The organism is Roseibium sp. R5 (assembly GCF_055755305.1).
This window is the reverse complement of the sequence record NZ_CM146910.1, coordinates 3,943,898-3,970,878: the sequence shown is the minus strand read 5'-3', so window position 1 is coordinate 3,970,878 and position 26,981 is coordinate 3,943,898. Positions and strand designations below refer to the sequence as shown.

General features: G+C 57.2%; 23 protein-coding genes. 20 read left to right on the top strand and 3 right to left on the bottom strand.

Translation table 11 applies throughout. The annotated features are described in order from the left end of the window. Window positions 1-51: 51 nt before the first annotated feature. From proS to dnaE, 4 genes are all read left to right on the top strand, one after another. Entirely contained in the window at window positions 52-1,380 is a 1,329-nt protein-coding gene (proS, locus tag AC0J4F_RS18530; protein ID WP_473024298.1) for a proline--tRNA ligase, read from the top strand. 80 nt (window positions 1,381-1,460) lie between these two features. Beyond that, entirely contained in the window at window positions 1,461-2,765 is a 1,305-nt protein-coding gene (locus AC0J4F_RS18525; protein ID WP_133950055.1) for a lipoprotein-releasing ABC transporter permease subunit, read from the top strand. A 10-nt stretch (window positions 2,766-2,775) separates the two neighbouring features. Next, window positions 2,776-3,492: an ABC transporter ATP-binding protein gene (locus AC0J4F_RS18520; RefSeq protein ID WP_473024297.1), complete on the top strand. Its 717-nt coding sequence runs from the start codon at window positions 2,776-2,778 to the stop codon at window positions 3,490-3,492. 581 nt (window positions 3,493-4,073) lie between these two features. Next, window positions 4,074-7,517 carry a DNA polymerase III subunit alpha gene (dnaE, locus tag AC0J4F_RS18515; RefSeq protein WP_473026451.1) on the top strand — a complete coding sequence of 1,148 codons (3,444 nt, stop codon included), beginning with the start codon at window positions 4,074-4,076 and terminating at the stop codon, window positions 7,515-7,517. 30 nt (window positions 7,518-7,547) lie between these two features. Here dnaE and AC0J4F_RS18510 read toward each other — a convergent pair whose 3' ends face one another. Further along, a complete protein-coding gene (locus AC0J4F_RS18510) occupies window positions 7,548-7,946 on the bottom strand; it encodes a VOC family protein (protein ID WP_133950050.1) in 399 nt (132 codons plus the stop codon). A 314-nt stretch (window positions 7,947-8,260) separates the two neighbouring features. On the opposite strand from AC0J4F_RS18510, the gene rpsB reads away from it, so the two are divergent. The 14 genes from rpsB to lpxB all read left to right on the top strand — a co-directional run bounded on the left by rpsB (window position 8,261) and on the right by lpxB (window position 22,826). Then, window positions 8,261-9,070 (top strand): 30S ribosomal protein S2, encoded by an 810-nt coding sequence (rpsB, locus tag AC0J4F_RS18505; RefSeq protein ID WP_473024296.1) that lies wholly within the window; start codon window positions 8,261-8,263, stop codon window positions 9,068-9,070. Window positions 9,071-9,224: 154 nt separating this feature from the next. Beyond that, entirely contained in the window at window positions 9,225-10,142 is a 918-nt protein-coding gene (gene tsf, locus AC0J4F_RS18500) for a translation elongation factor Ts (protein WP_133950046.1), read from the top strand. 70 nt (window positions 10,143-10,212) lie between these two features. Further along, window positions 10,213-10,935 (top strand): UMP kinase, encoded by a 723-nt coding sequence (gene pyrH / locus AC0J4F_RS18495; RefSeq protein WP_008192166.1) that lies wholly within the window; start codon window positions 10,213-10,215, stop codon window positions 10,933-10,935. Between the two features lie 105 nt (window positions 10,936-11,040). Next, entirely contained in the window at window positions 11,041-11,604 is a 564-nt protein-coding gene (gene frr, locus AC0J4F_RS18490; protein WP_008196500.1) for a ribosome recycling factor, read from the top strand. A 33-nt stretch (window positions 11,605-11,637) separates the two neighbouring features. Continuing rightward, a complete protein-coding gene (locus tag AC0J4F_RS18485) occupies window positions 11,638-12,405 on the top strand; it encodes an isoprenyl transferase (RefSeq protein ID WP_133950044.1) in 768 nt (255 codons plus the stop codon). Between the two features lie 15 nt (window positions 12,406-12,420). Continuing rightward, window positions 12,421-13,263, top strand: a complete 843-nt coding sequence (locus AC0J4F_RS18480; protein ID WP_133950042.1) for a phosphatidate cytidylyltransferase — start codon at window positions 12,421-12,423, stop codon at window positions 13,261-13,263. Window positions 13,264-13,271: 8 nt separating this feature from the next. Beyond that, entirely contained in the window at window positions 13,272-14,483 is a 1,212-nt protein-coding gene (locus AC0J4F_RS18475) for a 1-deoxy-D-xylulose-5-phosphate reductoisomerase (protein WP_133950040.1), read from the top strand. Between the two features lie 99 nt (window positions 14,484-14,582). Further along, complete coding sequence (gene rseP / locus AC0J4F_RS18470) at window positions 14,583-15,719, top strand: RIP metalloprotease RseP (protein ID WP_133950038.1); 1,137 nt, start codon at window positions 14,583-14,585, stop codon at window positions 15,717-15,719. Between the two features lie 194 nt (window positions 15,720-15,913). Beyond that, entirely contained in the window at window positions 15,914-18,271 is a 2,358-nt protein-coding gene (bamA, locus tag AC0J4F_RS18465; RefSeq protein WP_209177734.1) for an outer membrane protein assembly factor BamA, read from the top strand. 100 nt (window positions 18,272-18,371) lie between these two features. Then, window positions 18,372-19,409: a UDP-3-O-(3-hydroxymyristoyl)glucosamine N-acyltransferase gene (gene lpxD, locus AC0J4F_RS18460; protein ID WP_473024295.1), complete on the top strand. Its 1,038-nt coding sequence runs from the start codon at window positions 18,372-18,374 to the stop codon at window positions 19,407-19,409. A 66-nt stretch (window positions 19,410-19,475) separates the two neighbouring features. Then, a complete protein-coding gene (gene fabZ / locus AC0J4F_RS18455; RefSeq protein ID WP_008192525.1) occupies window positions 19,476-19,940 on the top strand; it encodes a 3-hydroxyacyl-ACP dehydratase FabZ in 465 nt (154 codons plus the stop codon). Window positions 19,941-19,946: 6 nt separating this feature from the next. After that, window positions 19,947-20,735 carry an acyl-ACP--UDP-N-acetylglucosamine O-acyltransferase gene (gene lpxA, locus AC0J4F_RS18450; RefSeq protein WP_473024294.1) on the top strand — a complete coding sequence of 263 codons (789 nt, stop codon included), beginning with the start codon at window positions 19,947-19,949 and terminating at the stop codon, window positions 20,733-20,735. A 13-nt stretch (window positions 20,736-20,748) separates the two neighbouring features. Further along, window positions 20,749-21,633 (top strand): UDP-2,3-diacylglucosamine diphosphatase LpxI domain-containing protein, encoded by an 885-nt coding sequence (locus tag AC0J4F_RS18445; RefSeq protein ID WP_133950030.1) that lies wholly within the window; start codon window positions 20,749-20,751, stop codon window positions 21,631-21,633. Next, entirely contained in the window at window positions 21,630-22,826 is a 1,197-nt protein-coding gene (lpxB, locus tag AC0J4F_RS18440; RefSeq protein ID WP_473024293.1) for a lipid-A-disaccharide synthase, read from the top strand. The genes AC0J4F_RS18445 and lpxB overlap by 4 nt, the downstream gene beginning before the upstream one ends. A gap of 64 nt (window positions 22,827-22,890) precedes the next feature. Here lpxB and AC0J4F_RS18435 read toward each other — a convergent pair whose 3' ends face one another. Further along, entirely contained in the window at window positions 22,891-23,430 is a 540-nt protein-coding gene (locus AC0J4F_RS18435; RefSeq protein ID WP_473024292.1) for a helix-turn-helix transcriptional regulator, read from the bottom strand. Window positions 23,431-23,648: 218 nt separating this feature from the next. Here AC0J4F_RS18435 and AC0J4F_RS18430 point away from each other — a divergent pair, with 218 nt between their 5' ends. Next, complete coding sequence (locus AC0J4F_RS18430; protein ID WP_473024291.1) at window positions 23,649-25,142, top strand: multicopper oxidase domain-containing protein; 1,494 nt, start codon at window positions 23,649-23,651, stop codon at window positions 25,140-25,142. 50 nt (window positions 25,143-25,192) lie between these two features. Here the strand turns inward: AC0J4F_RS18430 and AC0J4F_RS18425 are convergent, their stop codons facing one another. After that, window positions 25,193-26,086 carry a LysR substrate-binding domain-containing protein gene (locus AC0J4F_RS18425; RefSeq protein ID WP_473024290.1) on the bottom strand — a complete coding sequence of 298 codons (894 nt, stop codon included), beginning with the start codon at window positions 26,084-26,086 and terminating at the stop codon, window positions 25,193-25,195. 140 nt (window positions 26,087-26,226) lie between these two features. Here AC0J4F_RS18425 and AC0J4F_RS18420 point away from each other — a divergent pair, with 140 nt between their 5' ends. Beyond that, a complete protein-coding gene (locus AC0J4F_RS18420; protein ID WP_473024289.1) occupies window positions 26,227-26,922 on the top strand; it encodes a type 1 glutamine amidotransferase domain-containing protein in 696 nt (231 codons plus the stop codon). Window positions 26,923-26,981 lie beyond the last annotated feature (59 nt).

Below are 26,981 nucleotides of genomic sequence, written 5' to 3'. Positions count from 1 at the left end.
CGCTTTGACTGCGCACAAATCCGGCAATGCCACAGTTTTGAGAGTGCATAAATGCGTCTGTCCCGTTACTTCCTGCCCATCCTGAAAGAAACTCCGAAGGAAGCGGAAATCGTCTCCCACCGGCTCATGCTGCGTGCCGGCATGATCCGCCAGCAGTCGGCCGGCATCTATTCCTGGCTGCCATTGGGATTGAAGGTGCTTCGCAAGATTGAGCGGATTGTGGAAGAAGAGCAGGCACGGGCAGGGGCAGTGCAGCTGCTGATGCCGACCATCCAGCCTGCTGACCTGTGGCGCGAAAGTGGGCGCTACGATGCCTATGGCAAGGAAATGCTGCGCATCACCGACCGCCATGAGCGGGAGATGCTTTTTGGTCCGACCAACGAGGAGATGATCACCGACATTTTCCGCAGCTATGTACGCTCCTATAAAGACCTGCCGCTAAACCTTTACCACATTCAGTGGAAGTTCCGGGATGAAGTCCGGCCGCGGTTCGGCATCATGCGTGGGCGTGAATTCCTGATGAAGGACGCCTATTCCTTCGATCTCGATCAGGAATCCGCGCGTCATGCGTACAACCGCATGTTCGTTGCTTACCTGCGCACTTTTGACCGGATGGGCCTGAAGGCGATCCCGATGAAGGCCGACACGGGCCCGATTGGCGGCGATCTTAGCCACGAGTTCATCATCCTTGCGGAAACCGGCGAGAGCGAAGTGTTCCTGGACAAGTCACTTCTTGAAATGCCGATCCCGGCCAAGGACACAGATTTCTGGTCGGACCTGTCACCGATCGTTGAAAGCTGGACGACCCCTTACGCAGCGACCGACGAGATGCATGATGAAGCAGCTTTCGGCGCATTGTCAGAGGACACACGCGTGTCTGCGCGCGGTATCGAGGTCGGACACATCTTCTATTTCGGCACAAAATACTCCGACGCGATGGGCGCCAAGGTCGCCACCGCTGAAGGAACGGAAGTGCCGGTTCACATGGGCTCCTATGGTGTCGGCGTATCCCGTCTTCTTGGTGCCTTGATTGAAGCCAATCATGATGGGGATGGAATCATCTGGCCGAAATCGGTGGCACCGTTCCATGTCGGCATCATCAACATGCGTCCGGGCGATGATTTGACAGACCCGGTGTGTGAGGATCTTTACGCCAAGCTGGAAGCTGCCGGTATTGAGGTTCTTTACGACGACACGGACAGCCGGGCAGGGGCGAAATTTGCCACCATGGATCTGATCGGTCTGCCGTTCCAGGTAGTGGCCGGTCCGCGCGGGCTGAAAGATGGTGTGCTGGAGGTCAAGGACCGGGCAACTGGGGAAAAGGAAATGCTGACCCCTGAGGCGACCTTGAACAAGCTCACCGCGGCATTGACGGACTGATCCAGTCCGGTGATCCTCTGGGGCGGGGAATCGGCTGCGGGAAACAGCGGCCACCGGGGCATTGCTGAATTGGATGGAAAATGACAGCAGTAGACACTGCCCGCGAGGGCGCGGACCGGGAGACGGCAGAGCCGACACGCCCCTTTGCGCCCTTTGAATGGATGATCGCCGGCCGCTACTTACGCTCGCGCCGCCGGGAAACCTTCATTTCAGTGATCGCCGGATTTTCTTTCGCAGGCATCATGCTGGGCGTTGCAACGCTTATCATCGTCATGGCGGTGATGAACGGGTTCCGCTCTGAGCTCTTGGGCAAGATCCTCGGGATCAACGGTCACATGCTGATCCAGCCGATTGACCAGCCGCTCACCGATTATGATCCGGTGTCCAAGCGCCTTGAGGGCGTGCCGGAGGTCATCAGCGCCATTCCGTTCGTTGAAGGTCAGGCGCTCGTCTCCGGTCCTGCCGGAAACCTCGGAGCATTGGTGCGCGGTCTTAAGGAAAGTGACTTGCGCCGGATCCCGTTGGTTGCCAACAACTTGCGCGCCGGGACGCTGGATGGTTTTGATGCCGGTCAAGGCGTTGCCATCGGTTCGCGCATGGCGCAACAGCTCGGCATCACGCTTGGTGACAACATCACCATCATTTCTCCGCGTGGCAGCGTCACCCCGATGGGCGTGACCCCGCGGGTCAAGGCCTATCCGGTGACCGCGATCTTCGAGATCGGCATGAGCGAATATGACGCGACTTTCCTGTTCATGCCGCTGCCCGAATCCCAAGCCTATTTCAACATGGACGGCATCACGACCGGGATTGAGCTTTACGTGGTCGATCCGGACAATGTCGGAACCATGCTGGCTGCCGTTGAAGAGGCCGCTGGCCGTCCGGCGTTCGTGACCGACTGGCGGCAGAGGAATGTGACTTTCTTTTCCGCGCTTGAGGTTGAACGGAACGTGATGTTCATCATCCTGACGCTCATTGTCCTGGTTGCTGCGCTCAACATCATTTCAGGCCTGATCATGCTGGTGAAGGACAAGGGGCATGACATTGCGATCCTGCGGACCATGGGCGCAACGCGCGGATCCATCATGCGGATCTTTTTGATCACCGGCGCCAGCATTGGCTGTGTCGGCACGCTGGCGGGTTTTTTCCTTGGGCTCATCGTGTGCCTCAACATTGAGAGCATCCGGCAATTTGTTTCCTGGCTGACGTCGACGCAGCTGTTTGATCCAACGCTTTATTTCCTGTCGAAACTGCCGGCGGAAATCGACAGCGGCGAGACTGTAACGGTTCTGTTGATGGCGCTTGCCCTGTCCCTTCTGGCGACGCTGTATCCGGCGTGGCGGGCGGCCCGGCTCGATCCGGTCGAAGCCCTGCGGTACGAATAGGAGAGGGCAGATGAACCAGGCTGTAGATCCGCGCCGGGCTCCCGGCCTTCAACCGGCTGCCATCGAACTGTCCGGGATTTCACGTGCGTATGATGAAGGCGACCACAAGCTTCATGTGCTAAATGGTGCGAACCTGCGCATCGAAGCCGGTGAAATGGTGGCGCTCGTTGCTCCGTCCGGAACCGGTAAATCGACGCTTTTGCATATTGCGGGGCTCTTGGAGCAACCCGATGGCGGCGATGTCTATCTCGGCGGCGTCAATTGCACGGATTTGTCGGATGATGAGCGGACCGCGATCCGGCGCAACGACATCGGCTTTGTCTACCAGTTTCATCATCTGCTGCCGGAGTTCACCGCGCAGGAGAACATCATGATGCCGCAGATGATCCGGGGGTTGCCGAAAAAGGTGGCGGCCGACCGCGCCGCTGAGCTGCTCGCCTATATGCGCCTTGCCGATCGGGGCAGCCACCGTCCCTCTGAACTTTCCGGCGGTGAACAGCAGCGGGTTGCCGTTGCCCGCGCAGTTGCCAATGCGCCGCGGATTCTTCTTCTGGATGAACCGACCGGCAATCTTGATCCCAACACTGCGAACTATGTCTTCGATGCGCTGTCAGCGCTCGTCCGGGCCTCCGGTGTTGCCACGCTCTTTGCGACCCACAATCTTGAACTTGCCGGACGGATGGATCGCGCCATCACGCTGGCAGACGGTCTCGTAAAACCCCGCTGATCTGGCTAACCTAGGCGTTCCGGTTTTTGACGAAAACGCTTTTGGTGAGACTGGAACAAAGCAAAAACACAAAGGTTTCTGCGGGTTTTATACAAATCAAATCAAGGAGAACAAAAAAGGCTTGCAAAGAGAACAAAAATGGAACATGCTCTAGATATCGAACAAGATGTTGGAGGGTGGTATGTTTTATTTCGCTCGTGACTGTGCAGCTTTTGCATCCCTTGTTTCCTTCTGTGCGACGCTCGCTGTTTGGGGCGATGTCATTCTCTCTGCTGGCTGAACCGCGAAGTCTCCAACCTGCAGTCCGGCACGTGGCAGTCGGGCAGCATGCCCTCAAGTCGATACCGGATTTGAGGTGTGGTCGGACTAGCGAAGGCAATTGGCAAGACACATGGCGCAACATGGTCTGGCAGAGATGCTTTTAGCCCTTTAAAGAACAGCGGTGACAACCGCACTGGCGGCTGGACGAAACGCCCCCGAGGCGTTTCACTTTGAAGTGAAGATTCGCGCAAGCCATTGAGTATGCCGCCATGACGAATGTAGACAGCGATATGAGCTCCGTGTCTGGAGCCCCCGTTCCAATGGGGAGCGGTCCGGGTTTCGTGCACTTGCGCGTCCATTCCGCGCTCTCGCTCCTGGAAGGGGCGTTGCCTATCAAGAAGCTTTTGGATCTCGCCAAGGCAGATGAGCAGCCGGCGCTTGCGATCGCCGATACCAACAATCTTTTTGGCGCGCAGGAGTTCTCGAGCAAAGCCTGGGGCGCCGGCATCCAGCCGATTACGGCGTGCCAATTGTCAGTGTTTTTTGATGATGGTCTGGACAGCGGTCGGCGCGGCGAGCCGGCACTTGCAGATCTCGTCCTGATAGCGATGACCGAAACCGGTTACGGCAACTTGATGGAACTGACGTCAAGGGCGTTTCTCGACACGGAAACGGGCCTGAGGCCGCATGTCTCGATCAGCTATCTTCTTCAAAAAGCGCAAGATGTGATTGTCCTGACCGGTGGAAGTCTGGGCGCCATTGGCGTGCCGCTGTTGGCGGGCCGGAAAGATTTGGCGAAGAGCCGGCTGAAAACACTCGCCGATGGATTTGCCGGACGGTGTTATGTCGAGCTTCAGCGCCACGGCATGGAGAGTGAGCGCAAAACCGAAGAGGCATTCCTTGATCTTGCCTATGAGATGGGTTTGCCGCTCGTTGCGACCAATGAGGCTTTCTTTCCAGCGCGCGATGATTACGAGGCGCACGATGCGCTGATCTGTATCTCGGAAGGCCGGGTTCTGATCGAAAGCGACCGGCGGCGGTTAACGCCGGAGCACTATTTCAAGACGCGCGCAGAAATGTGCGCTCTTTTTGCTGATTTGCCCGAAGCACTGGCTTCTACGATTGAGATCGCGCAGCGCTGTTCGTTCCGGCCGATGAAGCGGGCACCGATCCTGCCTCGGTTTGCCGGCGCCGATGCGGACCCGGAAGAAGCCGAGCGCGCCGAATCGGAAGAACTGAAACGCCAGGCCCGCGAAGGGCTTCAGGCCCGCCTCGATGCCCATGGCCTGGCGCCGGGCCTTGAGGAAAAAGACTACTGGGAACGCCTCGATTATGAGACTGGCATCATCGAACGGATGAAGTTTCCGGGTTACTTCCTGATCGTTGCCGACTTCATCAAATGGGCCAAGAACCACGACATCCCGGTTGGACCGGGCCGCGGCTCTGGCGCGGGCTCCCTGGTGGCCTGGTCCTTGACCATCACCGATCTTGACCCGATGCGGTTCTCGCTTCTCTTTGAGCGGTTCTTGAACCCGGAACGTGTCTCGATGCCGGATTTCGACATCGACTTCTGTCAGTCCCGGCGTGAAGAAGTCATTCGCTACGTCCAGGAAAAGTATGGCCGTCAGCAGGTGGCTCAGATCATCACCTTCGGGTCCTTGCAGGCGCGTGCGGTGCTGCGCGACGTTGGCCGTGTGTTGCAGATGCCGTATGGCCAGGTCGACAGGCTGTGTAAGCTCGTGCCAGCTAACCCGGCCAATCCTGTCACCCTTGGCCAGGCGATTGAGGACGAGCCGCGCCTGCGTGAAGCAGCCCGCGAAGAAGAAATCGTCGAGCGGCTTCTTGGCATGGCTCAAAAGCTTGAAGGGCTTTACCGGCATGCGTCTACCCACGCAGCCGGTGTGGTGATCGGCGACCGGCCGCTTGAGCAGCTCGTCCCGCTCTACCGCGACCCGCGTTCCGACATGCCGGTTGCCCAGTTCAACATGAAGATGGTTGAGGATGCCGGCCTTGTAAAATTCGACTTTCTCGGCCTGAAAACACTGACCGTCATCGACACGGCGGTGAAGTTGATCGAGCGGCGGGGCATCAACGTGGATGTTGCCAGCCTGCCGATTGACGACAAGAAGTCCTATGATCTTTTGACCCGCGGTGAGACGTTCGGTGTGTTCCAGCTGGAAAGTCAGGGCATGCGCCGTGCCGTTGCCGGCATGAAGCCGGACCGGTTTGAAGACATTATTGCGCTCGTTGCGCTGTACCGTCCGGGCCCGATGGAAAACATCCCGGTCTACAATGCGGTGAAGCACGGCGAGCAGGAGCCGGATTGTCTGCATCCGCTGCTCGAACCGATCCTGATGGAGACGAATGGCATCATCGTCTACCAGGAGCAGGTGATGCAGATCGCACAGGTGCTTTCAGGTTATTCGCTTGGGGAAGCGGATCTTCTGCGCCGCGCCATGGGTAAGAAGATTGCCGCGGAGATGGAAGTCCAGCGCGCCCGCTTTGTTGACGGCGCCGTTGAGCGGGGCATCAACAAGACCCAGGCCGGAACGATTTTCGATCTTGTGGCGAAATTCGCGAACTACGGCTTTAACAAATCGCACGCAGCCGCCTATGCGCTGGTTTCCTATCATACGGCCTGGCTCAAGGCGAACCACCCGGTCGAATTCATGGCAGCGTCCATGACACTTGATATGGGGAACACCGAAAAGCTCGGAGATTTCCGTCAGGAAGCCCGGCGGATGGGTATTGAGGTGGTGCCGCCGTCTATCAACCACTCGCAGGTCTATTTCGACGTATCGGACGGCAAGATCCTCTACGCCATGGGAGCCGTAAAAGGTGTTGGGGAACAGGCGGTGGAACATATTGTAGAAGTTCGAGGCCAAGCACCGTTCAAGAGCCTCGGCGATTTTGCCCGGCGGATCTCGCCGAAGGCCTTGAACAAGCGCACGCTTGAAAATCTGGTCGCTGCCGGCGCGTTCGATGAGCTGGAGCCGAACCGGGCTCGTGTTTTCGAAGGTCTTGACCGCATCATGGGGCTCGCGCAGCGCACGGAAGAAAACAAGACCCTCGGTCAAGACGAACTGTTTGGCGGATCTGACAGCGAAGAACCCCTGCAGCTTGATGAGGTTCATGGCTGGACGTCTGAGGAGAAGCTTCAGCGCGAGCATTCGGCGATCGGCTTTTATCTCTCCGCGCACCCAATCGATGAATATGCCTCTGTTCTAGAAAAGATGCGCGCCCAGCCGTGGGCGCAGTTTGCCGAAGCGGTGAAAAAAGGGGCATCGGCTGGCCGTCTTGCAGGGACCGTGATTTCTATGCAGGAACGCAAGACCAAGTCCGGAACCCGGATGGGCATAGCGCGCTTGTCGGATTCCACTGGCCAGTATGAAGCGCTGCTCTTCCGCGAAAAGCTGGAGCAATTCCGCGATGTGCTTCAAACCGGGCGTTCGGTGGTCGTGCTCGTTGGGGCCGACATGCGTGACGATGAACCGTCGCTGATAATTGAGCAGGTCGACCCGATCGACAAAGTTGCCGCGCGCCTTCAAAAGAGCATGCGGGTGTTTGTGCGCGACGAGCGGCCGATTGCAAGTCTCGCAAAGCAGCTGACAGTGCGCGGCGAGGGGGACGTTACGGTGATCGTGCTTCTGGAGAACGGAGCGCGTGAAGTCGAGGTGAAATTGCCCGGCCGGTTCCGCCTGTCTCCGGAAATCGCCGGGGCGCTCAAGGCAGTTCCCGGGGTCACTGACGTTCAGATGGCTTAACGTTTCGTCTGACCGGATCAGCTGGCCGGATCAGCTGGCAGGCCAGATGATTTCCAGGCGAATGCCGCCCGGTTCTGAAAACATTGTGTGCATCCGCGGACCGGCGCCCATGAGTTCCGGGTTAAATTCCATCTGAACGCCGGGCCAATTGCGGACCTTTGCCGCCAATTCGTCGAGTGCATCCCGGCTTTGAACTTCGAGGGCGAGGTGATGCAGGCCGATGTTGGTTTTGCGGTTAAAGTCTGTGATCGCTTGGGTTTTGTCCGCTTGCCACAGTGTCAAACGGCAAGCGCCATCAGAAACGGTGGTGCGCGGGTAACTGTCGTCACGGGCCAAGAGTTCCCAGCCGAGGCAATCTGTGAAAAAGGCTGTGGTCTGGTCCAGGTCGCGGACGGTGAGGCCGAGGTGATTGATGCCGATTGTGGCCAAAAAGCTCTCCTTGAAATGAGATGTAGTCCGGCGCAAGGGGCGCCTTATAAGTATTGATGAGGTCGGTGCGGGCTGGCGGCCCCGTGACGGACGACGATAGGGCCGCAGGATAACGGCTGATAGAAGCACTTTCTGCGTATAAAACCGTCTCCCGGCTCTTGAAATAAAATTTCTCTCCCACTATAAGGCGCCCATCCCACACGCAAGGGGCGGAAACCGAGCTTATCGGGGTCCATCCGGTGGCCGAAAGGAAATCTTCTTCCGGCCCACACCCTCTTGCGGAGGTAAAACCGGAAAACTCAGGAGTTATAGGCATGGCATTGCCTGATTTCACGATGCGTCAGCTGCTGGAAGCTGGCGTCCACTTTGGTCACCAGAAACACCGTTGGAACCCGCGCATGGGTCAGTACATCTTTGGTGTACGCAACGATGTTCACATCATGGACCTGTCCCAGACCGTTCCGCTTCTCCACCAGGCACTGAAGGCTGTCTCTGACACCGTCGCCGGTGGTGGCCGCGTTCTGCTCGTTGGCACCAAGCGCCAGGCTCAGGAAGCTGTTGCAACGTCTGCCCGCAATTCCGCGCAGTACTTCGTCAACGCCCGCTGGCTCGGCGGCATGCTGACCAACTGGAAAACCATTTCCCAGTCCATTCAGCGCCTGCGCAAGCTTGAAGAGACCCTGAACTCTGACGCTGCAAACGCTCTGACCAAGAAAGAGCGTCTGTTCATGGACCGCGAGCGCGAAAAGCTTGAGCGGAACCTTGGCGGTATCAAGGACATGGGTGGTATCCCGGACCTGATCTTCGTCATTGACACCAACCGCGAAGCAATTGCCATCCAGGAAGCCCGCCGTCTGGGTATCCCGGTTGCTGCGATCCTGGATTCCAATTCCAGCCCGGAAGGCATCACTTACCCGGTCCCGGGCAACGATGACGCTGGCCGCGCGCTTTCCCTGTACTGCGACCTCATCGCACGCGCTGCCATCGATGGCATCTCCCGTGCGCAAGGCGCGTCCGGCATGGACGTCGGCGCTTCTGAAGAAGCTCCGGTCGAAGAAGCGCTTGTTGAAGCGGCTGCAGAAGAAGCTCCGGCTGAAGCTGAAGCAGCGGCTGCCCAAGCTTGAATTGATCTGATTTCTACCGCGCGGCGAGCCGCGCGGTAGAAACATGTTGAATTCGCAAGGCGGGTTGCAAATTGTTGCGGGCCCGTCATAAAGGCGCGGAAAGCCATCGGCTAAACCGTGTCTCATCTGAAACCCCCCATCTACGAGGCAATCGATGAGCATTACTGCCGCGATGGTAAAAGAGCTCCGTGAGAAATCCGGCGCTGGCATGATGGACTGCAAGACCGCCCTGACTGAAAACGGCGGTGACATGGAAGCAGCTGTTGACTGGCTGCGCACCAAAGGCCTGGCAAAAGCTGCCAAGAAGGCTGGCCGCGTGGCCGCCGAAGGCCTGGTTGGTGTTGCTGCTGAAGGCACCAAGGCTGCTGTGATCGAGCTGAACTCCGAAACCGACTTCGTTGCCCGCAACGAAGGGTTCCAGGAGCTGGTCGGCAAGGTCGCAACCGTTGCCGTTGGCACCGACGGTTCTGTCGACGCAGTGACTGCAGCTAATCTGGACGGCAAGTCTGTTGCTGATTCCATCACCGACGCGATCGCCACAATCGGCGAGAACATGACCCTCCGCCGGACCGCGATCCTGTCCGTTGGCGATGGTGTTGTGTCCACCTATGTCCACGGCGCTGTCGCCGATGGCCTCGGCAAGATCGGCGTTCTGGTTGCACTGGAATCCTCCGGTGACAAAGACAAGCTGAACGCGCTTGGCCGCCAGATCGCGATGCACGTTGCTGCAACCAGCCCGCTGGCTTTGAACACTGAAGAGCTGGATCCGGAAGTGGTCGAGCGCGAAAAATCCGTGTTCTCCGAACAGGCTCGTGAATCCGGCAAGCCGGAAAACATCATTGAGAAAATGGTGGAAGGCCGTCTGCGCAAGTTCTACGAGGAAGTTACCCTCGTGAAACAGGCATTCGTGATCAATCCTGATCAGACGGTAGAGCAGGCCGTTGAGGCGCTTGCCAAAGACCTCGGCACCGAGGTCAAGCTTTCCGGTTTCGTCCGCTTCGCACTCGGCGAAGGGATCGAGAAGGAAGAGCAGGATTTCGCCGCGGAAGTGGCGGCAGCCTCCGGGCAGTAAGGTCCCAAGAAAAGCGCCGGTTAGTCCGGCGCTTTTTTTTTGAAGGCTTAATTTTACCCAAGGTACACAGATGACATCTCCTTTGCGTTGGAAACGGATCCTCCTCAAGCTCTCCGGCGAGGCCCTCATGGGATCGCAGGCTTTCGGAATTGACCCGGCGATTGTGCAAAGGATTGCAAAGGAAATTGCGGACGCCGTGGCGCTTGGCGCGCAGGTCGGCGTGGTTGTCGGCGGCGGCAATATCTTCCGCGGCGTGGCAGTGGCTGCCAAGGGCGGCAACCGGGTGACCGGTGACCACATGGGCATGCTTGCAACCATCATGAACAGCCTGACCCTTGCCGATGCCTTGCGCCGTCTCAAGGTCAACGCGCGTGTCTTGTCCGCCGTCGCGGTCCCATCCATCTGCGAGACCTTCTCTCAGCGTGTGGCGGATCGTTACATGGAGGACGGTGATGTGATCATTTTCGCTGGCGGCACTGGAAACCCGTTTTTCACCACCGACAGCGGGGCGGCCCTGCGTGCTGCCGAAATGAAATGTGATGCCTTTTTGAAGGGCACGCAAGTGGACGGCGTTTATTCAGAGGACCCCAAGGTCAACCCGGATGCAGAGCGGTATGAAACTCTCGGCTATGACGAGGTCATCAGCCGGAACCTGAAGGTCATGGATACCACCGCGATTGCCTTGGCCCGGGACAATTCCATCCCGGTCATTGTCTTCTCGATCCATTCACCGGGCGCGCTGGTCAGTGTGTTGCAGGAAACAGGAACCTACACAGTCGTGGGTGACGAGTAGTTTTTCGGCGCCTAACAGGCTGCAGCACTTGTGTTTCGGTGCGGTTGTGCCATGTTGGCGCGCCGGATCTGATTTGGCTTAAGCAACAAGAACAGTGAGGACAAAATGTCTGTAGAAGGTGTCGACCTGGATGACTTGAAGCGGCGCATGCAAGGCGCGCTTTCTTCTCTGAAAACTGATTTCTCAGGTCTGCGGACAGGCCGCGCATCCGCAAGCATGCTCGATCCGATTTCTGTCGACGCTTATGGCCAGTCCATGCCGCTGAGCCAAGTTGGAACGGTTTCCGTACCAGAGCCGCGCATGGTTGCGATTCAGGTCTGGGACAAGTCCATGGTTGCCGCTGTCGAAAAAGCCATTCGCGAATCAAACCTCGGCTTGAACCCGGTTGTGGACGGTCAGTTGCTGCGTCTGCCGATCCCCGAGCTCAACCAGGAGCGCCGTCAGGAGCTGATCAAGGTTGCGCACAAATATGCCGAACAGGCCAAGGTTGCGATCCGTCACGTACGCCGCGATGGAATGGATGACGCCAAGAAGGCAGAAAAAGACGGCGAGATCTCTCAGGACGACAGCCGTGTTGCATCTGACGAAGTGCAAAAACTCACCGATGGGATGATCGGCGAAGTGGATGCGATGCTTGCGAAGAAAGAGGCGGAGATTTCGCAGGTTTAAAGGGCGGCTTTGGGCCAGCAGTCGAGGACTAGGATGAGCAGCAACCTGGAACGACAGGCAAATGCAGAGCCGGTTTTGGCTGCGCCTTCGCATGTGCCAAACCATGTTGCGTTCATCATGGACGGAAATGGCCGGTGGGCGTCTTCCCGCGGCCTGCCGCGTACCGAAGGCCACCGTCAGGGGCTGGAGGCGCTCCGTAAAATCATCCGTCATGCCGCTCTGCGGGGCGTCGGGATAGTAACGATCTACAGCTTCTCGACAGAGAACTGGAGCCGGCCGGAGCCTGAAGTCAGATTTCTGATGGGGCTGCTGCGCCGGTTCGTGCAGCGTGACTTGAGTGAGTTGCACCGGGAAAACATCCGCATCCGCATTATCGGTGAGCGTGATAATCTCGACGCTGGGATCCTCAAGCTTTTGCTCGATGCCGAGGAGCTGACCCGCAACAACACGGGCATGGAACTGGTTGTTGCCTTCAACTACGGCGCACGGCAGGAGCTGACCTCTGCAGTGAAGAAGTTGTGTGAGAAGGTTGCGCGCGGCGAAATCGAACCAAGTGCCGTTACGGAAGCTCATGTTTCCGCCGAGCTCGACACAGCGGGTCTACCTGATCCTGATCTGATCGTGCGCACAAGTGGCGAACTCCGCCTCTCAAATTTCCTCTTATGGCAGGCGGCTTACACAGAGTTCTATTTCTCGGATCTCATGTGGCCCGATTTCGATGAAGCTGCTCTGGATCAAGCGCTTGAGTGCTTTGGCAACCGGGATCGGCGCTACGGTGGTGTCACCGCGCAGGCACTTTGAGGCCGTTAAAAGGTAATGCCTGATCAAGACCTTCCAGCCAAAACGAAAAGCAATCTGCAGCTGCGGGTTCTGTCTGCAGTGGTTTTGGGGCCTCTGGTTCTTGGGCTGATTTATCTGGGTGGATGGGCCTATGCGGTCCTTGTGTTGGCGGCTGCCATCCTTTTCCTGTCAGAGTGGTTTACGATCACCGGGACCAAGCAGACATCAGTTCCCGCGATCGCCGGGCAAATAGCCCTCGTAGGGGCATGTGGTCTGAAGCTTTTCGGTTTTCATGTTGAGGGACTGTTGGTCGTCGCTGCTGGCGCGATCGCGACACTGGTTTTGTCCGGTTTTTCCAGGGAAGGGCGCTGGGGGGCGGAAGGCATCGTGTACAGCGGCCTGGCCCTCACCGCGCTCTTGTCCTTGCGGGCAGGCACTGGCGGTCTGGTCTTCACTTTCTTTTTGTTCTTTGTGGTTTGGGCGACAGATATCTTTGCATACTTCACCGGCCGGGCAATTGGCGGCCCCAAACTCTGGGCAAGGGTGTCGCCTAAGAAAACCTGGTCGGGTGCAATCGGCGGCCTTACCATCGCAATCGTTTTCGGTGTCGGCGTCGCGGCAATAAGCGGAGCCAGTCAACTTGTGACCTGGGCCGTGCTTGCGGCTATCCTGTCAATCGTTTCACAAGCCGGTGATTTGTTGGAATCTGCGATCAAACGCCGATTTGATGTTAAAGACTCCAGCCAGCTGATACCCGGACATGGCGGGATCATGGATCGGATTGATGGCTTGGTCGCCGCTGCTATCTTTGCGGTGCTGATCGGTCTGATCGCCGGTGGCACGTTTGCCGATCCTTTAAACAGCTTGGCTCTATTCTGAGTGGGAGAGTGCCGTTGACGGCGGAACAAGAGCAAGACTATCCGGCAAAAACGGTTCGCGTTACGGTTCTTGGTGCGACCGGATCAATCGGCCAGAGCGTCGCAGATTTGATTGCTCGCAATCCAGACCGCTTTGAAATTGTTGCTTTGGTTGCCAATTCAAGCGCTGACGCCTTGGCGGAAATGGCGCTCCGTTTGAAAGCCAAATCCGCTATTTTGTCCGATCCGAGCAATTGTGAGGACCTGAAAAACCGGCTTTCTGGAAGCGGGATCGAGAGCGCGTCCGGTGATCAAGCTGTGCTTGAGGCGGTCGACCGGGATACAGATCTTGTCATCGGCGCAATTGTGGGCGCCGCCGGACTTGTGCCGACCATGGCAGCTATTAAGCCCGGGCGGCGAATTGCGCTGGCCAACAAGGAGTGCCTGGTGTGCGCAGGGGACCTGTTCATGGGCAAGATTGCGGCAGAGGGCGCCGAAATCCTGCCGGTCGACAGTGAGCACAACGCAATATTCCAGGTCTTCGAGGCCTCTCACCCGGACAGCATAGAAAAGGTCATTCTGACTGCGTCTGGCGGCCCGTTCCGAACGATGGCGTTTGAAGATATGGTGCGGGTGACACCACAGCAAGCGCTCAAACACCCGAATTGGGATATGGGCGCGCGGATCTCCATCGACAGCGCTACGATGATGAACAAGGGTCTTGAAGTTATTGAGGCTCATCACCTTTTTCCAGTGAGTGCTGATCAGTTGGATGTTCTTGTCCATCCGCAATCTGCCGTTCACGGGCTTGTCCAATACCGCGACGGATCGCTTCTTGCGCAGCTCGGCAGTCCCGATATGCGCACACCGATTGCGCATTGCATGGCCTATCCGCGCCGGATGAAAGCACCGGTCGAGCGCCTGGATTTGGCGAAACTAGCGTCGCTCACATTTGAGGCACCGGACATGAAGCGGTTCCCGGCACTGCGGATCGCGCTGGAGGCGCTGCGGTCGGGCGGTACAGCGCCAGCGGTTCTAAATGCCGCCGACGAAACAGCTGTTGCGGCCTTTTTGAAGGGCGCGATCGGTTTTATGGACATCCCGGCAGCCGTCGAAGAGGCGCTATCGGCGTTTTCTGCCAAAGGAAAGCTTGCACCAGCTGCGACGGTAGAAGACGTTTTGGCGCTGGATCAGGAAGCTCGTGTTTGGACAGGGCATTGGATTTCAAGCCGCGCTGCCTAATTTATCCGGTGCGAAACGAATGCTGGATCATTAACGTGCCGTAATTCCATTGCTATTAAGGTAGCGCTTAAGGACTGTGCGGGAACAATCGGAAATCTCATGGAAATATTTGGCTCTGCCTACGACCTTCTGATCGGCTATATGGTGCCGTTCCTGTTTGTTCTGACGATCGTCGTCTTCTTTCATGAGCTCGGCCACTTTGCTGTTGCGCGGTGGTGCAATGTGAAGGTGGATGCTTTTTCCGTTGGTTTTGGGCGGGAATTGTTTGGCTGGTACGACAAACACGGCACGCGCTGGAAAGTGTCGCTTATTCCCCTTGGCGGCTATGTGAAATTTGCCGGTGACGAGAATGCCGCGAGTGTTCCGGACCGGGAGTACATTGCCAGCATGAGCGAGGAAGAGCGCAGAACGGCTTTCATCGCAAAACCCGTGTGGCAGCGTGCAGCGATCGTGGCTGCCGGTCCGATCGCCAATTTTATCCTGGCGGTCATCATTTTTGCCGGGATCTTCATGGCTTACGGAAAGCCGCAGCTCTTGCCGGTCGTCTCAACGGTAATCGAGGGTTCAGCTGCCGAAACAGCCGGCATTCAGACAGGTGACCGAATCCTGTCGATCAATGACAAGCCATTGTCTTATTTTGAAGATTTGAAATGGACAGTGCGCCATAATCCGGACCAGCCGCTGGTCCTCGGGATTGAGCGGGACGGGGCCGAGCTCACAGCGACAGTGGTGCCCGTTTACGTCACCGACGTCAATCAGTTCGGTGTTGAGTACCGGGAGCCGCGCATTGGCGTGGCAATCGCAAGTGACGAAAATACCCGCATCTTGAAGCAGCTCGGTGTTGGCGGCGCGCTTTGGGAAGGTGTGCTGCGTACCTACAAGATCATCTACGATACCGTGAATTTCATCGGCGAGATCTTTGCCGGCGAGCAATCGGCAAAACAATTGGGTGGGCCGATACAAATTGCGCAGGTGTCCGGAACGGTCGCTCAGTTCGGCTTGATTGAGCTCATCAGTCTCGCTGGTTTTCTGTCTGTGTCGATCGGTTTCATCAACCTGCTTCCAATCCCGATTCTCGACGGTGGCCATCTGGTGTTCTACGCGGCTGAAGCTATCCGTGGAAAACCGCTCAACGAGAAGGTGCAGGAAGTCGGATTTCGCATCGGTTTAGGCCTCGTACTAATGCTGATGGTGTTCGCGACTTGGAACGATATCTGGCGATTAATGAGCCTTTAAGCGGGGAGCCGTGACATTGACGCAACGTCCTCTGACTAAATCGATTTCGGCGGCCAACTGCTGTTGCGTTATCGGTAAAAACCTATAAAACATGGATCGATTTTTGGGATTCTCCGGGGGTGATCGGATGAATTCCGAGACGGGGTTTTAAAAAACAAAGGCATAGCGCACTGATGCAGCGATTGCAGAAACACTTGAGAGCCGCAATTTTGGCGACCGCGGTTCTCTCAGCCGGATCGTTTGTTCCGGGCAACTTTGGTCCGTTCGCGGGGGCAACGCAGGCGGAAGCCGCTGTCGCGCGCAACATCGAAGTTCGCGGCACGAGCCGGATCGAGGAAGATACGGTCATCAGCTACATGACCATCGTTCCCGGCCGCTCCTATGGGGCGGCTGATGTCGATGAGTCTTTGAAGGCGCTGTATGCAACCGGTTTGTTTGCCACGGTAGAAATCACCCCGCGTGGCAGCACCGTCATCGTGACAGTGACCGAGAACCCGATGATCACCCGCGTCTCCTTTGAGGGGAACCGGAAGATCAAGGACGATGCGCTTGCTACGGCTGTTCGTTCCCAGTCGCGGTCCATGCTCTCTCGCGCTAAAGTCCAGTCCGACGTCCAGAGCATTTTGGAAGCTTACCGTCGCAGCGGCCGTTATGGCGCAGCCGTTGAGCCGAAGATCATTGAGCGCGGTCAGAACCGGGTCGATCTGGTCTTTGAAATCAATGAAGGTGCGAAGACCGGTGTGGAGCGCATAAGCTTCATCGGCAATAACTCGTTCAGCGATGGCCGTCTTCGGGATGTAATCCGGACCCGCGAGAGTGGGTTGCTGAGCTGGTTGCGCAGCACTGACACATACGACCCTGATCGTCTGGCTGCGGACGAAGAGCTGCTGCGCCAGTACTATAACAACAAAGGCTATGCGGACTTCCGTATTGTCTCTGTAAGTGCTGATCTCGACCGCGAGAACAACATTTTCTACGTGACCTTCACGGTGGATGAGGGTGATCGCTACGACGTCGGCAACGTTGAGGTGGTTTCCACGATCGCCGAAGTTGACCCGGAAGATCTGCGCCGGCTGGTGCGGACCCGCAGCGGCCGGACATTCAACGCCCTGCGCGTCGAGCAGTCCGTTGAAGACATCACGCTCCGTGTTTCTGAAGAAGGTTATGCGTTTGCCCGTGTTCGTCCGCGTGGTTCACGGAACTACGAAAACAACACGATCGACCTGATCTACTACATCGAAGAAGGCCCGCGGGCGTATGTTGAGCGCATCAACATCATCGGCAACGACCGTACCCGTGAATATGTTATCCGCCGCGAGTTTGATGTTGCTGAAGGCGACGCGTTCAACCGCGCCTTGATCGACAAGGCTGAGCGCCGCTTGCGGAACTTGAACTTCTTCGAGCGTGTTTCCATCACGACCCAGCAGGGCAGTGCACCGGATCGCGTAATCGTGAACGTGCAGGTCGAAGAAAAGCCGACCGGTGAAATCTCTTTCGGTATCGGTTACTCCACGACCGATGGTGTGGTCGGTGACATCTCCCTGACCGAGCGCAACTTCCTGGGCCGTGGCCAGTACGTTAAAATCGGTGTTGGTGGTGGTTCCGATACCCAGACTTACGAGTTCCGGTTCATCGAGCCGTTCTTCATGGGCCGCCGGGTCGCGCTGGACCTCGATGTCTACCGTCAGGTGAATGATGCCAACAGCTACCGGTCTTTTGACGAAGAGCGGACCGGCGGTGGCTTCGGCTTTACCCTGCCGCTGCGCGAAGATGAGACAACGCTCCGTCTGTTCTATGCAATCTATGAAGAAAAGAACACCGACGGCAAATATGGCTCGACCGGGATCAATAACTGTAGCACTGCCAACCTCTCGCTGGCTGTCTGTGACTCCCTTGGAACATACCTCACCTCGCTGGTTGGTTATGAGCTGCGCTACAACACTCTTGACCGCAACCTGAACCCGACGGACGGCATCTACGCCTCCTTCAGACAGGAGTTTGCCGGTGTTGGTGGCGACAGCCAGTACATCAAGAGTGAAATCCAGGCACGTGCCTACAAGGAAATCCTCGCTGACTATGGCCTGGTCGGCAGCGTTCAGTTCCGTGGTGGTAACATCATCGGCCTCAATGAGCGTCTTCGTGTGTCCGAGCAGTTCATGCTTGGTGGCAACCTGATCCGCGGCTTTGAAAACCGGGGTATCGGCCCTCGCGATGCGACGTCTGATGACGCGATCGGCGGCCGTTGGTACTTTGCGGCGACAACTGAAGCACAGTTCCCGATCCCGGGCATTCCGAAAGAACTGGGTCTCGGTGGTGCACTGTTTGCCGATGCCGGCTCTCTGTGGGATGCTGACAACGAATTGGTCGATATCGTTGAAGCTGGCGGCGGCCGGATCCTTTCCAATGGATTTGACCTGCGTGCTTCAGTCGGCTTCGGTATCCGGTGGCAGTCGCCATTCGGTCCGCTCAAGGCAGACTTTGCTTACCCGCTCCTGAAAGAAGACTCTGACCGCACCCAGGTGTTCCGCCTGAGTGGTGGCACCACCTTCTAAGAAGCGGTTTCTACCCAAAAACCGACGGCCGCCGCATCAAACGGCGGCCGTTTTTGTTACGGTCAAACCGGACCGCAGGTGTTCAAAAGAGGATATGCCGATGTCCGAGCCGAAATTCTTTCACTTTCCAGAAGGTATACGCCTCGGCGATATCGCCGGTTGGGCAGAGGCCGAACTGGTGAACGGTGCACCGGAAACCGAAATCACCGGAGTTGCCCCGCTTGAAGACGCCGGTCCGGGCATGCTGGTGTTTTTCGACAATACGGCCTACCTCGACGCGCTGACCACCACTGCGGCAGCCGGCTGCCTGGTCAGCACACGCCACAAGGACAAGGTTCCCGCAGGCGTTGCTGCGCTTGTTTGTAAGGACGCCTACCGGTCTTGGGCCAAAGTGCTGGCTCAGCTCTTTCCTGAGGCAATGGTTCCGCGTGATCATGGTATCGAAGGCGTATGCGAGCGCGCATCGGTCGATGAGACTGCAAGTCTTGAAGACGGTGTGTGCGTTGAACCTGGGGCGGTTATCGGTGCAGGCGCAGAAATTGGTGCAGGGACTGTCATTCGCAGCAATGCGGTGATCGGGGCTGGCGTGCGTATCGGCCGTGACTGTGTCATTGGTGCCAATTGCTCCGTCCAGCATTCAATCTTGGGCAATCGTGTTTATCTTCACCCTGGTGTGTGCTGCGGGCAAGACGGCTTTGGCTATGCCATGGGACCGGGAGGACACTTGAAAGTGCCGCAAGTCGGGCGAGTCGTCATACAGGATTACGTTGAGATTGGGGCCAATACCACCATTGACCGCGGGGCCAACCGCGACACCGTGATTGGTGAAGGCACGAAGATCGATAACCAGGTCCAGATTGGCCACAATGTCGTCATTGGCCGTCATTGCGTCATCGTCTCCCAGGTCGGCATCTCCGGCAGTGCGACGCTGGAAGATTATGTGGCGATTGGCGGACAAAGCGGTGTGGGCGGGCACGTGACCATCGGCATGGGCGCCCAGGTTGCGGCGGTCAGCGTTGTCAGCGAAAGCCTGGACGCCGGGGGGCGCTACGGCGGAACGCCCGCAAAACCTGTGAAACAATGGTTCCGCGAAGTTGCAGCGGTCAGAAAACTTGCAGAACGCGGCGGCAAATCGTAAACGGACAGCAGTTCACACATCCAATTACTTGAAGAGTTTTGGCGGACCTCCGCCAAGGGGCGAAGAATGGACGAAACAGAAAAAACAACGCTCGCAACAGCGGACATCATGAAAGTCATGAAGCTGTTGCCGCACCGGTATCCGTTTTTGCTGATTGACCGGATCATCGAGATGGACGGCGACAACAGCTGCATCGGCATCAAGAATGTCACCATCAACGAGCCGCAGTTTCAGGGCCACTTCCCGGAACGGCCGATTTTCCCGGGCGTTCTGTTGATCGAAGCCATGGCGCAAACGGCAGGTGCCTTGTGCGTTCATGCGCGCGGTGCCGATGCCCCGCCGCAGCTGGTCTATTTCATGACCATCGATAGGGCGAAGTTCCGCAAACCTGTGGAGCCGGGCGATCAGGTCCATTTTCACGTCAAGAAAATCAAGCAACGTGCGAACATCTGGAAGTTCGATGCGGTTGCCATGGTTGACGGCGCAAAAGTCGCCGAAGCCGAGGTCAGCGCGATGCTGGTAGACGCGTGAGGAATTATGGCTGATATCCATCCAACAGCGATCATTGAAGACGGCGCAACAATCGGCGCCGGCGTGCGCATTGGCCCTTATTGTGTCATTGGGTCTCAGGTGACACTTGGCGACAACGTTGAGCTGAAGTCTCATGTTGCGCTTGCCGGTGACACGACCATTGGAGCTGGCACTGCCATCTTCCCTTTCGCATCGGTTGGTCATCAGGCACAGGACCTGAAGTTCCGTGGCGAGGCCGCCACCCTGACGATCGGTGAAGGCTGTATCATCCGGGAAGGCGTGACCATTAATCCGGGCACCGAGGGCGGCGGACTGAGCACGACCATCGGTAACAATTGTGCGTTTCTTGCTAATTCCCATGTCGGGCATGACAGTCACCTCGGTGACCGGGTTATCTTGTCCAACAACGTGATGATCGCAGGTCACGTAACCGTCGGCAGCAACGTGATTTTCGGTGGTGGGTCCGCTGTTATTCAGTTCACACGGATTGGCGACAATGCCTTTGTCGGCGGCATGGCCGGCCTTGAGAACGACCTCATTCCGTTTGGCATGGTGACCGGTAACCGGGCGAACCTTGGCGGACTTAACCTGATCGGATTGAAACGCGCGAATTTCCCGCGTGAGCAAATTCACGCCTTGCGGGCGGCCTATAAGGCGCTGTTCGAGAGCAACGAGGGCACTTTGCGCACGCGCGCCGAGGCGATTGCAGAAACCTCCCAAGATCAGCCGCTTGTAAAGAGAGTGACCGACTTCATCCTTGTAGAGGAAGACCGGCGCTTCTGTACACCTGCTTAAGCGGGCATTGGACATGACATTGGCCGAAACCGCCTCCCATGCTCCGGTCGCATTAATTGCTGGCAATGGCCGAATCCCGCTGCAGGTTGCCAATGCGTTGGCAGCCGCCGGACGGGAGTGCAAGGTGGTTGCGATCCGCGGGGAGGCCGATACGGCAACACGGTCGCTCGCCTCTGCTGAGCTTGGCTGGGGTGAAATTGGCCGACTCTATGCATTTTTGAACAAGAGCGGTTGCCGAGAAGTGCTGTTGATCGGCGGTGTCTCGAAACGCCCGGATTTTGCGTCCATTCTGGGTGATCTGGGCACGCTCCGCCGGTTGCCGACCATTATTCGCGCGCTTGCCGGCGGCGATGACAGCCTGTTGACCAAGGTTATTGGTCTTTTCGAGGTAGAGGGATTTCGCGTGGTGGGGATCAAGGATGTTGCACCCGGGCTTCTCGCAGCCAGCGGAGTTTTGGGAAAGACGCAGCCGCGCGACACCGATTGGCAGGATATCCAGCTTGCCTTGACCGCGACCCAGAAACTGGGTGAACTCGATATTGGACAGGCGGCTGTGGCCATTGGCGGCCGGGTTGTCGCGTTGGAAGGCGCGGAAGGCACCGACGCGATGCTCGAACGCTGCGCAGATTTGCGTGGCAGCGGCCGGATCCGGGCAAAGAACAAGACCGGTGTTCTGGTAAAGACCGCCAAACCCAATCAGGATCTGCGGGTGGATCTGCCCACCATCGGGCCACGAACGATTGAGCGGGCCGAAGCCGCAGGGCTGGCAGGCATAGCGATTGAAGCGGGCGGTGCCTTGATTTCTGATCGGGAGGAAACACTGGCGCAGGCAGATCGTGCAGGTCTGTTCGTCATCGGCATTGACCAGTCTGCCTTGTCTCAAGGTCCCGCCGAATGACAACGCCTGAGGCCAACGCCATGCCCACCGTTTGCATCGTTGCGGGTGAGGAATCCGGCGACCACCTCGGGTCGGAACTGATCAAGGCGCTGAACGAAAAACTCGGTCCCGGCGTGCGGTATTGTGGTGTCGGCGGCGAGCGCATGACGTCTCTCGGGCTCACCAGTTTTTTTAACATGTCCGATGTGTCGGTCATGGGACTGTCTGCGGTGCTCGCGCGCTTGCCGTTGATCGTTAAGCGCGTCTATCAGACCGTCGACGCTGCCATCGCTGCCAAGCCCGATGTTCTGGTCATCATCGACAGCCCGGATTTCACCCACAACGTTGCAAAACGCGTGCGCAAACGGGCGCCGCACATTCCTGTTGTCGGTTATGTGTCTCCGTCGGTTTGGGCCTGGCGACCGGGTCGGGCAAAAAAAATGAGCGTCTATGTCGACGAGTTGCTAGCGCTTTTACCGTTCGAACCGGCAGTGCATAAGAAGCTCGGCGGACCGCGCACGCATTATGTCGGTCACCCGTTAAGTGAGAACGCTGAACTCTTGCGCCCGTCTGAAGGGGAACGTGCGCCGTTGGAGGCTGACGAGAAAGTCCTGTTGGTCTTGCCGGGCAGCCGGGGGAGCGAAATCACACGGCTTCTCGACGTCTTTGGCGAGACGGTTGCGCGGGTGAAGGCGGATATGCCGGAGGTGAGGGTGGTCCTGCCTGCGGTGGCCCATCTGGAAAACCGGATCCGGCAGGGCGTTGCCAACTGGCAGGTCCAACCGGACATCGTGACCGGTCTTGACGCAAAACGCGCGGCCTTTCGAAGTGCGCATGCCGCTCTGGCAGCATCCGGCACTGTGTCACTGGAACTGGCGCTTGCCGGTGTGCCGATGGTTGTGGCCTACAAGGTGGATTGGTTCTTCCGCAGGCTCAATGACCTCAACAAGATCTTCAAATTCGCCAGCGTCGATTCCTTTGTGCTCCCGAACATCATCCTGGGCACGAAGGCGATCCCCGAATTTCTTGATGATGAAGTTCAGCCGGATGTGCTTGCACCTCTTCTTACGAGCTATCTCACGGACAGTCCTGAACGGTCGGCACAGGTCGCTGAACTGAGCCGCCTTGATGACGTCATGCGTTTGCCGGATGGATACAGCCAAAGCGCGGCCGCAGCAGACGTCGTTATCGGGTGTTTGAGCAAAAACAACTAAGAAACATGGGGCCCAGTCTTTAAGACTGCGTTGAGAACGCTTCTAACGCGGCCTGGCATACCCCCTATGACCCGCGAATTGGTGGCGCGTCCAACATGTCCTCGAAAAACCAGGCCGTCAGCTCGTTGCGGCTGTTCACGCCAGCCTTTCGATAAACTGATGTTGCTTGTTGGCGAACGGTTTTTTCGCGGGTCTGTCTCAGTTCTGCGATCTCTCTGAAAGACAAGCCTTTCAACATACCGATTACAACGTCCTGCTCGCTTGCCGTCAAACTCCAGGCATCGAACTGCTTCTGCATGACCGCGCGATACTGTCCGGCAAGCTGAGGAGAGCGGGCATCGAGCTTCGCGAGTTGCCCGCGGGCGCTTTCCAGTTTGCCTCGAAGGTCTTTTAGCGCTTTGTGTTGGGCATGCCGCTCAAAGGCAAAGCCCATGAGCACAAGGGCGCTGACTGCCACACCTGACATGTCGTCGACCATGGTGATCAACGTCTCTCCATTCATGAACTCCGTGACAATCTCAACGACGCTGGTGCCAAAAACGATAAGCACGAACACAACAAAGATGGTTTGCCGGTAACGGAATTGCCCCGAGGCATCTATCATTTGAATTTCCTTGATCGATGGGGCGTCCAACATAGCAAAACCGGGTTTGTTCCCAAAATTGACCCTTTGCCGGATATCTGAACCCTTTGATCCGGCATTTGTCCGATGGATTCCAAGCGTCGGCATCATCACACATTTCAGGCATCACGGCGGCGATCCTGCTTGTCTCCTGGATGGCCGCAAACAATCCTGGTCGTATCTTTGGTTTGAGGACCTGAATGTCACTTCGCTTATCTCGCCGACAGCTTCTTGCCGGTTCCGCGTCCTTGTTCGGGGCTTCCCTGATCAGCCCTGCCTGGTCGACAACAATTCCAGCAAAACTTCCGATACCGCCCCTGGCAGACGGCTCCAATGAAGAGCCGGTTGATCTCAGAATTCGGGCTGGCGAACACACCTTTCTGGCTGGTGTGAAAACACCGACGCTCGGCATCAACCAGGATTTTCTCGGTCCTACGATCCGGACACGCCGGAACACCGAACTCAACTTGAACTACCTGAACACGCTAGAGGAGGGCGTTTCCATTCATGGTCACGGGCTCCACGTGCCAGGTGATGTCGATGGCGGGCCCCAACTGGAGATGGCACCGGGCGAAGGCTGGAAGCCGTCCTTGTCCATTGTCCAACCGGCAGCCACCTGCTGGTATCACTCACACACCCATGGCAAGACAGGGGATCAAGTCTACCGCGGCCTGGCTGGCATGATTATCATCGACGATGATGAGAGCGACGCAATGGACCTGCCAAACCGCTACGGTGTGGATGATTTGCCGATCATCATTCAAGATCGAACCTTCGATGGTGAGGGCCGTTTCGTCTATTCCCTCAATGATGCGGATGAAGGCGGTTGGTTTGGGGACACTGTGGTCATAAACGGCGCCGTCGCGCCTCTTATGGCAGATGTCCCCGCAGGCAAGGTTCGTTTGCGGCTGCTCAACGGCGCAAATGCACGGTTCTACGTGATCGCTTTTTCGGATAATCGCGTCTTTCACAAGATTGCGACCGACGGCGGCCTGTTGCCTACTCCTATTCCCATGACAACAATGGAAATGTCCCCCGGTGAACGGTGCGAGATCATTGTCGATCTGGAGGACGCCAACCCTGTAGAACTTTTGACCTTCTTTGAAGATGATGTCGATGACGAGGGTGAGGGCATCGTCGGTAGCCTGAGCACTTTGGTGGGCGGATCGGATGCCGCGCCACCAAGAGCATCTTTGACCTTGCGTCCGGATGCTCTTTTGGTTGCCAACAACGCGCCTTTGCCTGAAAAACTCATCGCTATCAGTCATCCCGAGGAACATGAGATCAAGAACGTTCGAGAGTTTGTTCTCGAAATGGATCACGGTGGTGATCACGCGGGCCATGACGGTCATGGCAAGATGGATATGACCATCAACGGTGCCGTAATGGATATGTCGGTGATTAACGAGCGCGTTGGACTTGGGGTTTGGGAGCGCTGGCGCATCCGATCAGATCAGGGCGCTCACCCCTTTCACATTCATGGATGTTCTTTCCTGATCGAGCAGATGGAAGGAGAGGTCGTTCCGGCAGACCAGCTAGGCTGGAAAGATACAGTGGTGCTGGATGACGACGATTGGTCGGAGATCGTGGTGCGGTTTGATCACGTGGCGACAGAAAAATATCCCTACATGTATCACTGCCACATCCTCGAACATGAGGATCGCGGAATGATGGGGCAATTCACAGTCACCTAAATCAGGCGTTCTATGCCGAAAAAGCTCATTGTTCCTTGATGGGCTGAGGATCAGTTGGTCTGAAAAGCCTGCTTTGTGAAATCGAGCAGAAGGCGGAGGTTGCTGGACATGGCAGCTCCCGGCGGAAAGACGCCATAGATGGCGATTTCCGGCAGCCGTGTTCCCGGAAGAACCTCCTCCAAGAGGCCAGCGCGGATTTTCGGATCCGCATCATAGCGCGGGATGCGTCCGATGCCGTGGCCTGCCTCCACAAAGGCTGTCCGGGCAACGGCATTGTTGGTGGTGATGCTTCCCTCCGGTTCGAAGACTTTCGAGGCGCCTCCGGGGATGAGAATCTCGACCTTTTGCTTGTTCATATGCAGCACCCATTGATGGTCACTCAGATCAGCAATGGTCTTGGGCCGGGACCGGGCTAGAAAATAGCTGGGGGCCGCACACAGGCAGGTCGTAATCGTTGCAAGGCGTGTGGCTTTCAGGTCTGAATCGGGCAGCGGGGCGCCACGGATTGCAAGATCAAAGCCCTCTTCCAGAATGTTGACGACCGTGTCTGAGAAACTGACATTGAGCTTGATCTTTGGGTAGAGCTTGTGAAAGGCGCCGAGAACCGGAACCATGTGATTAAGGCCCACGCTCACAGGGCATGAAATGCGTAAAACGCCCTCCGGCTCCTGCTTGTAGCGCTCTATTGCCCGCTGAGCGGCCGCGGTCTCATTCATGATGACCCGGCAATGGCCGAGCAGTTTCGCTCCGGCTTCGGTGATCTTCAGACTGCGCGGTGCCCGGTGAAAAAGACTGAGCCCGTAGGCGTCTTCCAGTTTGTTCACGTGATAGCTAACGACTGCCCGGGTGAGGCCGAGATGCCGACCGGCAGCGCTGAACGACCCGCTGTCTGCCACCTGCGCAAAAACCATAAGGCTCTTGAGGTGTTCGATTGACGCCTCCATGCGCACCATTCTCCCAATTTTGTATCAATATTTATGACACTAAGGCCAATTTATTTGCCATTGGTATTACTTCATGAGCGAATTAAATCAAGGTCACGCCGGACAGATTGTCCGTCCATTTTTGACAACGGAGAATTTTAATGCCGCAGGTATCTGACAAAAAAGTTCTGATTGTTCTGACCAGCCATGAAGATCTTGGCGACACCGGTCAGAAAACCGGCTTCTGGGTCGAAGAATTTGCCGCCCCTTACTATGCCTTTAAAGATGCTGGTGCGGATATCACGCTTGCTTCGCCGAAAGGTGGCCAGCCGCCGATCGATCCAAAGAGTTCCGATCCGTCTGCGGCAACCGACGCAACCCGCCGGTTTGATGCTGACCCGGAAACCCAGAGGGCTTTGGCAAGCACCCTGAAATTGGATGACGTAAACGCTTCGGACTATGACGCGATCTTTTACCCGGGCGGCCATGGCCCTTTGTGGGATCTCACCAACGACACGACGTCCATTGGCCTGATCGAGTCCTTCTTTAACGCCGGCAAACCCGTTGGCGCGGTCTGTCACGCACCCGCAGTGCTTCTCAATGCCATGACACCAGACGGAGCACCGCTTGTGAAGGGCCGAAAGGTTGCCGGTTTCACAAATGCCGAAGAAGACGCTGTCGGCCTGACCAATGTGGTTCCATTCCTTCTGGAAGATGAGTTGAAGGCAAAGGGCGGCGCATATGAAAGCGTGGCCAGCTGGTCTTCATTTGCGGTCGAAGACGGCAATTTGATCACCGGCCAGAACCCGGCAAGTTCTGAGGCTGTTGCTGAAAAAGTGCTCGCCCAGCTCGGATAAGCACGCACAAGACCGAAATGAAAAAGGGCGCCGCTTGGCGCCCTTTTGTTTTGCTCCAG

Bases quoted from the DNA above. Each gene is read 5' to 3' on its own strand.
- dnaE (WP_473026451.1), top strand. From the start codon at position 4,074: ATGGGGAGCGGTCCGGGTTTCGTGCACTTGCGCGTCCATTCCGCGCTC.
- frr (WP_008196500.1), top strand. From the start codon at position 11,041: ATGTCTGTAGAAGGTGTCGACCTGGATGACTTGAAGCGGCGCATGCAA.
- AC0J4F_RS18420 (WP_473024289.1), top strand. From the start codon at position 26,227: ATGCCGCAGGTATCTGACAAAAAAGTTCTGATTGTTCTGACCAGCCAT.
- rseP (WP_133950038.1), top strand. From the start codon at position 14,583: ATGGAAATATTTGGCTCTGCCTACGACCTTCTGATCGGCTATATGGTG.
- AC0J4F_RS18485 (WP_133950044.1), top strand. From the start codon at position 11,638: ATGAGCAGCAACCTGGAACGACAGGCAAATGCAGAGCCGGTTTTGGCT.
- pyrH (WP_008192166.1), top strand. From the start codon at position 10,213: ATGACATCTCCTTTGCGTTGGAAACGGATCCTCCTCAAGCTCTCCGGC.
- AC0J4F_RS18480 (WP_133950042.1), top strand. From the start codon at position 12,421: ATGCCTGATCAAGACCTTCCAGCCAAAACGAAAAGCAATCTGCAGCTG.
- lpxB (WP_473024293.1), top strand. From the start codon at position 21,630: ATGACAACGCCTGAGGCCAACGCCATGCCCACCGTTTGCATCGTTGCG.
- proS (WP_473024298.1), top strand. From the start codon at position 52: ATGCGTCTGTCCCGTTACTTCCTGCCCATCCTGAAAGAAACTCCGAAG.
- AC0J4F_RS18525 (WP_133950055.1), top strand. From the start codon at position 1,461: ATGACAGCAGTAGACACTGCCCGCGAGGGCGCGGACCGGGAGACGGCA.
- lpxA (WP_473024294.1), top strand. From the start codon at position 19,947: ATGGCTGATATCCATCCAACAGCGATCATTGAAGACGGCGCAACAATC.
- fabZ (WP_008192525.1), top strand. From the start codon at position 19,476: ATGGACGAAACAGAAAAAACAACGCTCGCAACAGCGGACATCATGAAA.
- AC0J4F_RS18520 (WP_473024297.1), top strand. From the start codon at position 2,776: ATGAACCAGGCTGTAGATCCGCGCCGGGCTCCCGGCCTTCAACCGGCT.
- AC0J4F_RS18435 (WP_473024292.1), bottom strand. From the start codon at position 23,430: ATGATAGATGCCTCGGGGCAATTCCGTTACCGGCAAACCATCTTTGTT.
- AC0J4F_RS18445 (WP_133950030.1), top strand. From the start codon at position 20,749: ATGACATTGGCCGAAACCGCCTCCCATGCTCCGGTCGCATTAATTGCT.
- AC0J4F_RS18430 (WP_473024291.1), top strand. From the start codon at position 23,649: ATGTCACTTCGCTTATCTCGCCGACAGCTTCTTGCCGGTTCCGCGTCC.
- rpsB (WP_473024296.1), top strand. From the start codon at position 8,261: ATGGCATTGCCTGATTTCACGATGCGTCAGCTGCTGGAAGCTGGCGTC.
- lpxD (WP_473024295.1), top strand. From the start codon at position 18,372: ATGTCCGAGCCGAAATTCTTTCACTTTCCAGAAGGTATACGCCTCGGC.
- tsf (WP_133950046.1), top strand. From the start codon at position 9,225: ATGAGCATTACTGCCGCGATGGTAAAAGAGCTCCGTGAGAAATCCGGC.
- AC0J4F_RS18425 (WP_473024290.1), bottom strand. From the start codon at position 26,086: ATGGAGGCGTCAATCGAACACCTCAAGAGCCTTATGGTTTTTGCGCAG.